This window comes from Micromonospora palomenae (assembly GCF_007829925.1).
GTDB lineage: Bacteria > Actinomycetota > Actinomycetes > Mycobacteriales > Micromonosporaceae > Micromonospora > Micromonospora purpureochromogenes.
Genome location: NZ_VIXA01000001.1, coordinates 1,595,107 through 1,608,347 on the forward strand (window position 1 = coordinate 1,595,107; position 13,241 = coordinate 1,608,347).

A 13,241-nucleotide genomic window follows, 5' to 3' on the forward strand; every position below is an offset into this window, starting at 1 on the left:
GGTGCCGCCCCGCCCAACCGGCTGGGTACGCGGCCGGCGGTAAGGGGCGGACGTGAGGGCCGTCATAACGGCTGGACGATCGACCCGGCCCTGCTGCTAGCCTTCTCGGCAGGTCATGAGCGCCAGCGTCAAGCCCCGGCTCGCTGGCCGGCAACCCTCCTCCACGGTGGGGTGCTCCGGGTGAAGACCAGGCACCGGTGTGGCACCGGTGCAAGCGTGGCCTGGTTCCCAGGTCAGCACCGACCCAGGAGAACCATGTCTGCTGATCTTTTCGCCCCGCCCGTCGGCGGCGCCGCGCATGCGGCCCCGTCCGGCGCGCCGGCTGCCGGCCTGATGCTGGTCAAGCGGCGACACGTCGACCTGATGCGGGTCTGCAGCGACGGCTGTCGCCGCCCGACCGCGTAGTCGACGACCCCTTCCTCGTACCACCCGCAGCGGTGTGCCGGTCCGGCACGCCGTCTCCCGGCGCGCCCGTGTGCCCGCCGACCGATCAACCCGGAGACACCTGTGCGATTTCTTCCCGCTCTGTCCAAGGTGGCCGCGCTCGGCGCCGCCGCCGTCCTCGCCGCCACCGCGCTGACCGCCTGCGGCGACGGCTCGTCCGAGGCCGCCGAGAACCCGTACGGCCTGCTTCAGCCGGGCGTGCTGCGCGCCGGCACGCTGACCGACGCGCCGCCGAACGTGTACCTGAAGGACGGTAAGTTCACCGGCTTCGACAACGACCTGCTCACCGCGGCCGCGGCGAAGGTCGGCCTGAAGGTGGAGTTCGTCGGCACCGACTTCTCCGCGCTGCTCTCCCAGGTCAACAACCGCAAGTTCGAAATCGGCAGCTCCTCGATCACCATCACCGAGGCGCGCAAGAAGACCGTCGACTTCGGCAACGGCTACGACTTCGGCTACTTCGGCCTCGACGTGCCCGCCGGTTCCCCGATCACCAGCTTCGACCAGCTCGCCGGCAAGCGGGTCGTCGTCGTGCAGGGCACGGTGCAGGACGACTACGCCACCGGCCGGAACCTCGACCCGGTGCGGGTGCCCGACTACAACGGCGCGATCAACCAGCTCAAGGCCGGCACCGCCGACGCCTGGATCGCTCCCGCCGAGATCGGCGAGAAGTCGGCGGCGGACAGCAACGGCAAGATCACCGTGGCGGCCAAGCAGCTCAGCCCCGCCCCCACCGCGTACGCGTTCGCCAAGGGCAACGACAAGCTGCGCGAGGCGCTGAACAAGGGCCTCGACGAGGTCATCGCCGACGGCACCTGGACCCGGCTCCAGGCGCAGTACTACCCGGGCCGGCCGATCCCGGCCGACTTCAAGCCCGGCAGCGGCACCGTCGCGGTGCCGGCGGCGTCGGCGTCGACCACCTCCTGACGGTACGGATGACGAGCGAGCGGGGCGGACGGGGACGAGACCGATGGACACCTTGAGCACCCTCTGGGAGACCTTCTTCGACGGGGACTCGATGCGCGAGGCGCTGCCCGAGATGCTGACCGTCGGGCTGCCCAACACGCTGATCCTGGCGATCTCCGCCGCCCTGCTCGGCTCGATCCTCGGCATGCTGCTGGCCATCGCCGGCATCTCGCGTACCCGATGGTTGCGGTGGCCGGCGCGGGTCTACACGGACGTCTTCCGCGGTCTGCCGGCCGCGGCGACCATCCTGCTCATCGGTGTCGGCCTGGCACCGCTCGGCATGGAGATCTGGGGGCCGAACCCGTACCCGTTGGGCATCCTGGCGCTGTCGCTGATCGCCGGCGCGTACATCGGGGAGATCTTCCGCTCCGGCATCCAGAGCGTCGAGGCCGCGCAGCTGGAGGGTGCTCGGGCGCTCGGCTTCTCCTGGGGCGAGGCGATGCGGCTGGTTATCATCCCGCAGGGGGTACGCCGGGTCCTGCCGGCCTGGGTCAACCAGCTGATCGCGCTGATCAAGGACTCCAGCCTGGTCTACTTCCTCGGCTTGGTGGCCAGCCAGCGGGAGTTGTTCCGGATCGGGCAGGACTACGCCGCCACCACCGGCAACGAGTCGGCGCTGCTGCTGGCCGGCCTGTTCTATCTGGCGTTGACCGTGCCGCTGACCCACGCGGTCAACTGGATCGACCGGCGGCTGCGCCAGGGACGATCGGTGACCGTCGACCCCGACGACGACGGCGGCCTGGCCCTCGCCGGCGAGACCGCCCTGCCTCCGCAGACCCCGACCGGGAAGGATCACCGATGACCGGCGCCGACACCACCACCTCGGTCAGCCTCGCCGTCCGGGACGTCCACCTCGCCTTCGGCGCCAACCGGGTGCTGCGCGGCGCGGACCTGGACGTCGGGCGCGGCGGCACCGCCTGCGTGATCGGCCCGTCCGGCTCGGGCAAGTCCACCCTGCTGCGCACCATCAACCGGCTGATCGAGCCGGACCGGGGTGACGTGCTGCTCGACGGGCGCAGCGTGCTGCGTGACGACCCGGACGCGCTGCGCCAGCGGGTCGGCATGGTCTTCCAGCAGTTCAACCTCTTCCCGCACATGAGCGTGCTGCGCAACATCACCCTGGCGCTGCGCCGGATCAGGAAGCTCTCCGAGGACGAGGCCACGGCGGTCGCCCGCGCCCAGCTGGAGCTGGTCGGGCTGGCCGGCAAGGCGGACTCCCGACCGGCGCACCTGTCCGGCGGGCAGCAGCAGCGGGTGGCCATCGCCCGGGCGCTGGCGCTGCAACCGCAGGTGATGCTCTTCGACGAGGCCACCTCGGCGCTCGACCCGGAACTGGTCAAGGGCGTCCTCGCGGTGATGGCCGACCTGTCCACCGGCGGCATGACCATGGTGGTGGTCACCCACGAGATGGGCTTCGCCCGCGAGGTCGCCGACACCGTCGCCTTCATGGACCACGGCGTGGTCCTGGAGGCCGGGGAGCCGGCCGCGATCTTCGAGGCGCCGGAGCACCCCCGGCTGCGCCGCTTCCTGTCCCAGGTGCTCTGAGCAGCCGCCTGGCAGCGGCGGACTCCCCGGGGCCGGTCAGATCCGGCGGGCGGTGAGCCACCGGTCCGGCCAGTAGCCGACCCCGTCCAGCAGGGGTGCGCCGGAGAGGTCACCCATGGTGGGACCGTCCGTCTGGGACCGGCTGGAGATGAACCGGTGGTGCCCGCCGTCGTCGATGCCGAGGTAGATGCCGGAGTGGTCGATCTGGCGGTTCGGTACCGGCTGGGCGTTGAAGAAGACCAGGTCGCCGGGGAGCAGCTTGTCGATCCCGCGGGCCCGCTGGCCCGAGTTCGGCATCAGCTGGACACCGGGGCCCACCTCCGCCATGGCGTACGCCCGGCGCGGCAGCCCCTCGCCCGGGGTGTTGGTACCGCGCAGCGGATAGCCGAGCCGGTGACCGTAGACCATCCGCAGGTAGCCGGAGCAGTCCAGGGCCAGCTTGCGCTGCGGCTCGGGGATTGCCGCCTTGCCGTCCAGGAACGACCAGGGCAGACCCAGGTAGTCGTAGAAGTCGGAGCGCTCCTGACGGCCGTCGGGGTCCGCCGGGTCCGGCGGCCCGAACGAGGCGTCGCCGGAATACTGCTGTCCCTGGTTGTCCCGCTTCACCGGGGCCCCGTCGACGTACTCGAAGGAGATCGCCAGCACGTCCGGCGAGCGGTCCCGGCGGGCCGCGGCGAACCAGTCGATGAACCACTGCTCCTGTTCGGCGCCGGCCCGCCACGGCTGCGGCGCGAGCCGGACCCACATGTCGGTCTCGAGCTTCGCGTCGGTGAAGCGCGGCTCCTCGAACGTCCGGGACGGACCGTAGATGTGCGCGGTCCGCGCGCCGTCAGTCATGATCGCGACCGGCTCCCCCGACGAGTCGATGATCTCCGTACGGTCCGGCTCGGACGACCGCTGGTAGTGGTAGCCCGACGCGCCGGCCGCCTGGCCCTCGGCCGGCTTCGCCAGGCCCAGGGTCAGCTCGGGTTCGTCTGCAGGCGACGGACGGGCCACCAGGTAGGTGAGCATGCTCGCGGTGATCAGCAGGACGAGCCCGATGACGCTCGACACGGCCGGCCTGCGGAGATACCTGCGGTAGCTCATTCCTGCTTCTCCTTTCGAGACGAAATGCGAGGCGGACGGAAGGGTCAGGTCACCGGCACGAAGCCCGCGACCACGCCGCTGTACGTGATGCCGAACGTGATCGCCGTCACGATGACGGTCGCCAGGATGGTGGCCCGGGGCGGCTGGCGCACCAGCTGGTAGGCGATCAGCCCGGGAATCACGAAGCCCAGCGTCTGGTGGGCGAACAGCAGTGGCAGGTCCCGTTGGACGAGCACGAACATGGTCAGCTGCAACAGGACGCTGACCAGCACGATGGCGGCGAACAGCCGCTTCCCGTAAAGGATGATCACCCGGTGCATCAGCCGGGCGATGAGGTAGGTGACGATGGTGACGCCGACCACGATCACCGACTGGAGCTGGTCCTCGATGAGGGTCAACGCGATCCAGCCCGGGGTGATCATGCCGCCGGGCGAGAGGTTGGTGGTCAGGTAACACAGCAGGGCGAACACCAGCCCGATGCCGAGGCTCGCCGTGGCGAGCTGGGCGCTGAGTTCTCCGCCGAACGTCATCACTGGCTCCCTTCTCCGGTCGACGTACGAAGGGTGGAGGCGGAGGGAGAGCCGTCCTCGCAGGTCCAGCCCGGCAGTGTCGCCAGCTGGTGGACCAGCACCTCACCCTGCCCGTGGATGTTCCCGACGGCGACGATCGAGGAGTCGTCCGGGGTCGCTGCGCTCACGCCCTGCAGCAGGCTGTCCGGGTCCGGTTTGCCGCCGAGGTCGACCACCCGGTCCTGAAGGTCCGCGGGCACGGTCGTGCGGGCACTCTTGGTGACCTCTCCGATCAGGACGATGGTCTCCGGTCGCACCCGGCCGCTCAGCTCGCCCATCTGCCCGTTGCGCTCGATCCGGTCCGGCCGGCAATTGATCACCATCGTCAGCGGGCGGGTGATGAGCTGCTGGTCCTCCAGTTGCTGGATGTTCATGAAGGTCGACTCGGGGTCGTTGGCGGCGAAGATGTTCGCGAACCGGAACCGCTTGTCGCCGTGCATCACCCGGGCCACGGAGAGCACGCCCGGGTCGGGCGGCGCCTCCCACATGCCCCGCAGCGCGCTCTGCCGGTCGACGCCCAGTTCCCCGGCGACGGCCAGCGCGATCGCGACGTTCTCCTTGAAGGTGATCCAGCCGAAGCCGTTCATCTCGTGGTCGCTGACCGATTCCGGGTCGACCGCGATCAGGCGGCAGTCCCGCCGGTCGGCCTCCTCCTGCAGGATCGCCAGCCGTTCCCGCTCGGCGGTGATGCAGGTGCCGCCCACCGGCATGGATCGGCTCAGCGACCGGGCGACATCGTCCAGGGTCGGCCCCATCTCGGCGAGATGGTCCTCGCGCACGTTGCACAGCACCCCGATGTTCGACCGGATCAGCTTGCTCTGGTTGACCTCCTGCAGCGCCGGCATCACCGCCATGCACTCCATGACCAGAGCGTCCGGGTGGTAGACGGCGGCCCGCCGCACGATGCCGATCTGCTCGACCACGTTGGCGATGCCGAACTTGCGGTGCACCGGCTCCTCGCTGGCGTCCGGGAAGATGAACCGGGCCGCCGTGCCGGTGGTCTTGGCCACCACCACGCGCCCACCGCCGCGCAACGCGCCGGCACAGAGCCGGGTGATCGAACTCTTGCCCCGGATGCCGTTGACCAGCACCCGGTCCGGAATCATGTTCAGGTTGCGGTAGTGATTGCGCTGCTCGACCATCCCCGCGCCGAACAGGGCCACACAGCAGAGGACGAAAACGACGTAGAGGTATACCACGTCAGCTCCTTTCGTCTCGGTCGTCGGCGCGGGTGTCGTCGGCACTCTCGCTGTACCAGAGAGTGGCCCGACCGGCTTCGGGCTGCGGCGGGACCTCGGGGAGCACCACAGTGCGGTCCTCCTCCGTGCCGCGCAGCCGGCTCGCACCGCCCAGCCGGCTGGAGCCGGTGTGCCGGACCTGGCGGCAGACCTCCAGGCACATCGCCAACGCCCCGATGTCGTCGTGGCGTTGCGGCGAGATCGGCTCCTCCACGTCCCCGTCGCTGATCCGGTCGGCCTGCACGGCGAGGCGGCGCAGTGGCCGCGCGAAGACGAAGTACTGCCACGTCTGGGTCAGCAGCACCACGCCCGTCGTGGCACCGGCGACGAGCAGCGTCCACCGCCGGCCGTCGCTCTCCGGCAGCCGCAGCCCGGCCAGGTCCTGCTCCACCACCAGCGACCACTTCAGCGGAGCGACGGTGTTCGGCTTGTTCAGCCCGGCGGCGGCGATCAGCGCCGGCCTGCCGTCCGGCGTCTTCGCCATTCCCACGGTGCCGCCCTTCAGCGCCTCGGAGGCGGCCACCCGGGCGGTGCCCTCCAACTGCTGGAAGGCGCGGAAGCCGTTGGAGTCGAAGACGGTGCGCAGATCCTCGTCGACGACCCGTACCTGCCCGTCCACCGCCCGGATCATCTCCAGCAGGTAGTCGATGTCGAACTCGCCGACGGTCGCGACGCCGTTGGGAGCGACCCGGAAGGCGTACACCAGCGGCACGCGCGCGGTCGCGCCGTCCAGCTCGATGCCGGTCTCACCGCGCAGCGGCTCCTTGCGGAGCGGATCCCGTCCCGCGGCGCTGACGACCGATCCGTTCGGGTCCATCAGGTAGAGGCTGCGGAAGCGGTGTTTGTCGGCCAGCTCCTGCCTCAGCTGCGGGGCCAGTTGCGCCGGGTCGGGCGTCGCCTCCGACGCCTGGGAGATCCGGGTCACCGTCTGCAGGCCGTTGTTCAGGGCCTTGCCCATGACGTTGCTCGCCGCCTCGGCCCGGCTCTCCTCGTCCCGGACGAGCTGGTTGGGGATCGGCGGCTCAGGTGAGCTCAGCGTGTAGGCCACCGCTGCCGCCGGCCAGAGCAGCGCCACGACGGTGGCCAGGGCCAGGCCCTGGTTCACGGTCGGTCGCCACCGCCACCGCCAGCGCTTCCCGCCGGCGCCCGACGATGGATCGTCGGACGTCAGCGACAGCGCCCGGGCGATGCGGTGGGCCTCCGCGATCCGCAACGGGTGCCGCTTGGCGGGGACCTCACCACAGGCGTCAGCCTTGGCCCGCTCCAGCAGCGACCGCACGGGCCTGACCATTGCCAGCCGCATCAGCAGGAAGCTGGGCACCGCCATCGCCAGCAGGGTCAGACCGAGCAGGAGGCCGTGCACGGTGGACGTGCCGCCCGTCTCCTCGGCGACGATCAGGGTCGCCACCGTCGCCCCGGTCTCCCCCACCGGAGCGGAGGAGACGACCAGTTGCTTGTTCAGCCACTCCGTCACCCGGATCGGGTGGCCCTCGGTGGACTGCGACTGCGCCAGCCCCTGGAAGACCACCGGCAGATGGACATCGGGTACGGCACTGACCCCCTGCATCAGGGTGCTCTTGCCGTCCGGCGTGATGACGAAGATGCCCTGCCGGGCGTTGGGATTGAGGCGGAGCTCGTCCACGTCGAGCGGTTGGGTCGCCAGCAGGGTGCGCGCGGGGTCCAGCGCGACGCTGCGGACCAGCGCCGGCCCGTCCGGAGTGGTGATCGGGAAGGTGTCCTTGGCGGGAAGCGCCGGTGGCAGCAGCTCCATCGGTACGCCGGAGCCGGCCGTGGCCAACGGGCGCCGCGAGGCGGTCTCCACGATCGCGGCCCCGGTCCACTCCGTACCGTTGCCCACCACCTGCTTGACGAACTCGGGATCGGGCGTCGTCGGAGGCCGAGCCGCGATGCGCTGGTCGAGGTCCTCCACGTAGTGGTTGATGGTCAGCCGCATGCTGGAGGCGACCTTTGACACGTTGTCCCGCTGCGAGTCGACGACGGCCGGGGGGACGCCTCGTTGGTTGTTGATGGCGAACCCGAGCACGATGGCGGCCGACAGACACATGATCGCCCAGAGATAGAGCAGGGACGGCTTGCCGGAGCCGGCGGGAAAGCCGGCTGCCGGGAGCTGCTGGTCCAGCGCCCGTCGCCGCCACGGGACGGCCTGCTCCTGAGGTGGGTCGGCGGGCACCGACGGCACGGACGCGCGGCCGCGGAAGGGCTGCTGATCGCGACCCCGGTCGTCGGGGGCGGGCTGCTCGCCTCCGTTCCTGCTCTTCATGGCGACCCTTCGCTCTCGGCGACATCGGAACTTGCGCGTCATGTCGATCATCGAACTCGGCAGGGTGAGGAGACTTCACCCGACCGGGATGAACTCGGCGGGCGTCGAATCCGCGTCGCCGCCGCGTCGAGCGGTGGCACCAGCGTGGCGGCCGGCGGGGTGAGGCCGCCTCACACCGCGGAGGTGAACCGGTACGTCAGCGCCCGATCGCGCTGCCGTCCCGGCGCTTGTCCGCCGCCCCGAGAAGCTCGTCGCCACGTACGGCGATCGCGGTGGCACCGCTGTCCAGTGCGATGAGCCGGGGACACGGGTGCTCCCGGACCACGAGTTCGGCCATGATCGCGCTGATCTTCCGGCCCGCTTCGAGTTCGGAAGGCGCTCCGACCGACCCCCCGCACTTGCGCGTGATGTCCTGCCCGCTGAAATGCCCCTGGTCAAGCGCCTCGGCTGGCCCCATGCCGTCGACGATCACACCCACCAGTGCCTGGGTCACGTAGTCCGGGATGTGCGAGCCGCCGGCGGCTCCCACCACCAGCTTCAGCTTCCGTCCCTGTTCGTCGAGGACGATGGTCGGCGCCATCGACGCCGTGGGGCGCTTCTGCGACTGCATGACGTTGACCGGCTTGCCGGGGGAAACCGACGACGTGTCGGTGAAGTTGTTCATCGCGTTGTTGAGGATCATCCCCCGCGCCTCGAGGTGCGCTCCGAAGTGGGTGTTGATGGTGGTCGTCATGGACACGGCGTCGCCCTCGCTGTCCACGATGCTGACGTTGCTGGTCGGGTCGCCGACATCGATCGTGCTCGGGACGTCCCCGGTGGGGCCGGGCGGGATTCGCTCCGGCGGCTCTCCCGGTTTGATCGGATCGATCGCGCGGTCCGGAGAGTAGAGGGAGAAGCGCTGGTCCAGATACTTGTTGTCCAGCAGGCCGGCCGCCGGCACCTTGTGGTAGGCCGGGTCCCCGATGTACGCGCGGCGATCGAAGTTCGCCATACGGCTGGCCTCGACGAACAGGTGCATCCGGTCGGCCGAGTCCGGCTCACTCTCGCCCACCTTGCCGCGGGCGAGCAGGCCCAGCATCTCCAGTACGGTCACTCCCCCGAACGCGGGCGGCGCCGACGTGCACACCAGCACCCCGAACACCTTCCGGCACAACGGTTTGCGTTCGATGGGGGCGTATTCGGCGAAGTCCTCGGCGGTCATGAGGCTCGGAATCACGACCGGGCCGGCGGTGTTTCCCTTGAGCTTGATCGGCCCCTGCGCCGCGTGCTGCACGATCGCCGGGGCGATCTTGCCCTTCGGGTCGTAGAAGGCATCCGCCCCGCCGTCCCGAACCTCCCGCAACACCTGCGCGATCTCCGGGTTGCGAATCGTCGTACCCGGCTTCTTGGCCTTGTCGCCGTTGCAGTATCGGGGGCGCAGATCGGGGTAGTTGCAGCGCTTGCGCCCGTTGAAGCGCTCGTCGAGCCCGCTGCTCAGGGCTTCCGGCATGGGAAAGCCGTTCGCGGCCAGGTTGATGGCGTCGTCGAAGAGCTCGTCCCAGGGGAGGTCCCCGTACTCCTCGTGGACGTCCGAGAGCACCCGCAGCGTGCCCGGGACGGCGAACGCCCGGGCCGTCGCCGACGCCGCGTACGGGTAGCGGTCGACGCCGAGCGCCTTGCGCTCCTGGTCGGTGGGAGTCATCACGTTCTGCGGCACGTTCTTCGGCGCTCGGGACATGCCGTCGAAATACCGCACCGTGTGTTTGTCGGGGTCCCAGTAGTTGATGAGCGTGCCGCCGGTCAGCCCGGAGGCGTGCGGCTCCACGACGGCCAGGACCGCCTGCACGGCCACCGCCGCATCCGCGGCCGTGCCACCCTTGGCGATGATTTTGCAGCCGGCCTGGACCGCGAAGGGATTGGCGGCCGCCACCATGAACTTCCGACCCACGGCGTCGGCTTCCCGGCCGGTGGTGGGATTCGCGCACGAGTCGGCACGCGCCGCAGCCGTGTTCGCTCCGGTGACCGCTGACGACAGGGCCGGAAAGACGAGCGTCAGCACCAGCGCGGACAGGTAGAAGCGCCGCTTCCGTGCGTACATACAACAACCTCCCGGGATTGATGCCGCGGCCTCGGGACACGAATCTGCTCGGATCGCGTGAGGCCTTCGCCCTGCTGTCCGTTCCGAAGGGACGGCTCCCGCCGTTGGGCTGGCACATTCGGTTGCACGCGGGCACAGTCGTCGACGCACCGACGTGGAGAGGCGGCCGACACCGGCATCATGGGTCTCGTTCGGGTGACCCCGCAGGGCATCGCGAGAAGTCGTGGCCGCTGGGACGAGGGTGTCAAAGGTGGCACCGGGCCGTGCGGCGAACGAACGCGGCTACGCCGAGCCCACCCAGAGCGCCTGACGCTAGGTGACGAATCCGCACCCGGCTGTCTACAGCGTGTTAGCGTCGGGGTGGCGGTGCCTGCTGGCGTACGCGCAGGGGGCGGGCCCATCTTGGCCTCCGTCATCGCCCAGCTGGCCACGAGCCCTCGTTGGCGCTCGTCCGACCACCGGCACGACATCCACCCTGAGGAGGAACCGTGCAGGAGAGGTCCGACATCCCGGGACGTACCCGTTGGCGGCGCTTCGCCGCCCTGGCGATCCCGGCGACCGCGGTCGCCGGCGCGATCGTGCTCGGCATGGCCAACGGCGCCATGGCGGCCTCGTTCGCCGTCTCTGGGCAGACGTTCAAGGTCTCCGCCTCGGAGCTGCGCGGTGAGGGCTTCGTGCAGTACGGCGGCGTCGCCACGGAGGTCGACGGGACGAGGCACCCGGTGGCGACCACCGGTATCCGCAGGGCAGAGCTCTTCGACCTCTGCCAGTCGGTGAGGGTGCCCGGCGCGCCCGTCGTGATCACCATCAACGCCGGCGGCGGTGGCCGGCCGGCCACCGCCACCGACCTGCTGATCGAGGCCGAAGAGCTCGAGGGTGACGCCCGGTTCACGAACATCCAGATCAACCGGGACGCGTCGACCCTCGAGGGCGGTCCCGCCAACGCGAAGGGTCCCCGGGGGACGTTCGGCCAGCAGGCCGACACCGTCACGATCACGAACCTCCGCCAGGTGGCCCGCTCCACCCAGGCCGGGACGTTCAACCTCACCGGATTGAAGCTGAAGGTCAAGACGGGCGCAGCCGCCAAGGAGTGCTTCTGAGCTGACCACCGCCCCGCTCTCCGTGTGGCGGGGGCTGCGCTCGACCCCTCACTCGGCAGGAGGCATGGGTGGACAACGGCGAACCGCGGAACGCCCGACCGGAGCGGCTCCGCGACCTTCGCGGCTTCCGCCGCTGGCGGCGGACCCGACCATTCTGGGGCGGCCTGTTCACCGCGCTGGCCGGTGTGCAGATCTTCGGCACCACCCAGATGTCGCTCGCCGGCCTCACTCTCCAGACGGGGCCGACCGGCTTCCTGTCCTGGCTGATCCCCACCATCCTGGTGACCTGTGGGCTGCTGATGTGGTTCAAGCCGCCACACCGGGTCCTCTACGCCGTGGTCGCCGCCGTGACCGCGCTCTTCTCGCTGATCGGGGTGAACCTCGGCGGCTTCTTCGTCGGCCTGCTGCTCGGCCTGGTCGGCAGCGCCCTCGGTTTCGCCTGGACGCCGGACCCCCCGCCGAGCGCCGCGCCGGCCAGCGAGCCGGCCGGCGAGGCAGGGGTACGGGACGAGGCGGCCGACGACGCGAGCGGGCCCGACGAGGCCACGGGCGACCGGACGGCGCGGCCCGGGACGCCGGAGGACTCGACGGGGCGGGACCAGCGAACGGCCGAGGCGGGAGCTGACCTGACGGCCCCCGACGCTGCCCCCAGCACGGGCAGCCGGCCCTCGTCGACGAACTGATGTCCGGCCGGGACAGCCTGGGGCTGCACCTCACCCGGCCGTCACCCGGCGCGTATCAGGAGTCCGCCACGGCCCCGAGGCTCTGGCCGGCCGAGCGGACGAAGCCCGAGCATTCGGGGTCCCCACAGCGCGGCCTACGGTTCTTCGCGGCGCTGCTGGGGCTGCTCGGGATCTCCGCCACCGTGACGCTCGCCGCGCCCGGCCCGGCGCGGGCGTCGGCCGTACCGGCCCCGGCTCGGGACGGACCCACCTGCCCGACCGAACCGGCGCCGGACGCACCGACCGGTTCGTCCTCGATCAGCCCGAGCGGGTACGCCAGGGCGAACCGGAACGTCCTCGCCCTGGGCGGCCTTGGGCCGTTGCACGGGGGCCAGGACGACGAGGAGGGTGCCAGGGCGCAGCGGGAGCGTGCGGTCGCACCCGGCCCGCCATCGCCCGCGACCCTGCTGGCCACCAGCTCCGGGCCGATCGTCCTGGCTCTCGACTGCGCCCGCCCCGAGCCGATCCCGGCCGCTCCCGGGGCCGGGCGAACCTTGCCGCGGATCCCCGCGGAGCCCGGCCAGCCGCTGGTGGCACGGAGCCCGGTCCACCTGACCGGCTCCACCATGACCATGACGGGGCTGCGGATCGAGGGAATCGTCGAGCTACCCACCGCGGGCGGCAAGCTACGGGCCTTGAAGTTCAGCATGGATCGGGTGACGACCGACGACGCCCGGCTGCGCGCGCCCGACCCGGCCGGGCGCACCGTGCGGGTGGCCACCGATCAGCTGACGCTCAGTGGCGAGGTCGCCGTCTACGCCACCCGATTCGTCGGACGATTCCTCGGCGTGACGATCACGCTGAGCCCGGACCTGCCGCTCCCCCCGGGGGTCGCCACCACCCCGCCGGGCCCGGTCACGTTCAGCGGTGTGGCTGTCGACCTGGCCTTCCTGGAGGGCGGCTCGCTCATCGCCCGGCCGGCGCTGAAGCTCAGCGTGAACTGACGATTCACAGGTTGCTCAGGGCTAGACTCTCGGGAGAGCTGCGATGCCGGTCCTCGACCCGGGCGCCGTCGGGACCAGAGACACCCTGCCGGCACCGTGGCGCACGTACGCATCCTGACTGCGACGGCAGGCCGTTCGGGGCCACACGAGGCGGCCGGACGGCCCTATCCCCCGCCACCGGACGTCAGTGCGACGCCCCGGGTCGATGACCACCTGCACCGGCCAACAACGTGCCGCCCATCAAGCCTCGCGGACAGGACAATCCTCGCACC

At 70.8% G+C, this 13,241-nt stretch carries 11 protein-coding genes, 1 pseudogene and 1 riboswitch; of the genes and pseudogenes, 7 read left to right on the forward strand and 5 right to left on the reverse strand.

Annotated features, from left to right (window positions below; genetic code table 11):
- The first annotated feature begins 111 nt into the window (after positions 1-111).
- Positions 112-223, forward strand: a riboswitch (SAM riboswitch).
- Positions 224-255: 32 nt separating this feature from the next.
- The 4 genes from FHX75_RS30625 to FHX75_RS07125 all read left to right on the forward strand — a co-directional run bounded on the left by FHX75_RS30625 (position 256) and on the right by FHX75_RS07125 (position 2,952).
- Entirely contained in the window at positions 256-405 is a 150-nt protein-coding gene (locus FHX75_RS30625) for a hypothetical protein (protein WP_170285305.1), read from the forward strand.
- Positions 406-507: 102 nt separating this feature from the next.
- Positions 508-1,368 carry an ABC transporter substrate-binding protein gene (locus FHX75_RS07115; protein ID WP_154937270.1) on the forward strand — a complete coding sequence of 287 codons (861 nt, stop codon included), beginning with the start codon at positions 508-510 and terminating at the stop codon, positions 1,366-1,368.
- A 43-nt stretch (positions 1,369-1,411) separates the two neighbouring features.
- The gene (locus FHX75_RS07120) at positions 1,412-2,209 is read left to right on the forward strand and encodes an amino acid ABC transporter permease (RefSeq protein ID WP_154937272.1); all 798 of its coding nucleotides are present in this window, start codon (positions 1,412-1,414) and stop codon (positions 2,207-2,209) included.
- Positions 2,206-2,952, forward strand: a complete 747-nt coding sequence (locus tag FHX75_RS07125) for an amino acid ABC transporter ATP-binding protein (RefSeq protein WP_154937274.1) — start codon at positions 2,206-2,208, stop codon at positions 2,950-2,952. The genes FHX75_RS07120 and FHX75_RS07125 overlap by 4 nt, the downstream gene beginning before the upstream one ends.
- A gap of 36 nt (positions 2,953-2,988) precedes the next feature.
- On the opposite strand, the gene FHX75_RS07130 is transcribed toward FHX75_RS07125, so the two are convergent.
- The 5 genes from FHX75_RS07130 to FHX75_RS07150 all read right to left on the reverse strand — a co-directional run bounded on the left by FHX75_RS07130 (position 2,989) and on the right by FHX75_RS07150 (position 10,203).
- Entirely contained in the window at positions 2,989-4,038 is a 1,050-nt protein-coding gene (locus FHX75_RS07130) for a C40 family peptidase (protein WP_154937276.1), read from the reverse strand.
- Between the two features lie 44 nt (positions 4,039-4,082).
- On the reverse strand, positions 4,083-4,568 hold the full coding sequence (locus FHX75_RS07135) for a poly-gamma-glutamate biosynthesis protein PgsC/CapC (RefSeq protein WP_154937278.1): 486 nt from the start codon (positions 4,566-4,568) through the stop codon (positions 4,083-4,085).
- Positions 4,568-5,806 (reverse strand): poly-gamma-glutamate synthase PgsB, encoded by a 1,239-nt coding sequence (pgsB, locus tag FHX75_RS07140; protein WP_154937280.1) that lies wholly within the window; start codon positions 5,804-5,806, stop codon positions 4,568-4,570. The genes FHX75_RS07135 and pgsB overlap by 1 nt, the downstream gene beginning before the upstream one ends.
- Before the next feature lies 1 nt (position 5,807).
- A complete protein-coding gene (locus FHX75_RS07145; protein WP_246157769.1) occupies positions 5,808-8,126 on the reverse strand; it encodes a HAMP domain-containing protein in 2,319 nt (772 codons plus the stop codon).
- A gap of 196 nt (positions 8,127-8,322) precedes the next feature.
- Positions 8,323-10,203 (reverse strand): gamma-glutamyltransferase family protein, encoded by a 1,881-nt coding sequence (locus FHX75_RS07150; protein WP_154937282.1) that lies wholly within the window; start codon positions 10,201-10,203, stop codon positions 8,323-8,325.
- A gap of 488 nt (positions 10,204-10,691) precedes the next feature.
- Here FHX75_RS07150 and FHX75_RS07155 point away from each other — a divergent pair, with 488 nt between their 5' ends.
- The 3 genes and pseudogenes from FHX75_RS07155 to FHX75_RS07165 all read left to right on the forward strand — a co-directional run bounded on the left by FHX75_RS07155 (position 10,692) and on the right by FHX75_RS07165 (position 12,969).
- Positions 10,692-11,303, forward strand: coding sequence for a DUF6230 family protein (locus tag FHX75_RS07155; protein ID WP_154937284.1), 612 nt, complete (start codon positions 10,692-10,694; stop codon positions 11,301-11,303).
- 68 nt (positions 11,304-11,371) lie between these two features.
- A pseudogene (locus tag FHX75_RS32195) lies at positions 11,372-11,765 on the forward strand (DUF6114 domain-containing protein); the annotation flags it as partial.
- A 220-nt stretch (positions 11,766-11,985) separates the two neighbouring features.
- Positions 11,986-12,969 (forward strand): hypothetical protein, encoded by a 984-nt coding sequence (locus tag FHX75_RS07165; RefSeq protein ID WP_154937286.1) that lies wholly within the window; start codon positions 11,986-11,988, stop codon positions 12,967-12,969.
- The last annotated feature ends 272 nt before the right edge of the window (positions 12,970-13,241 follow it).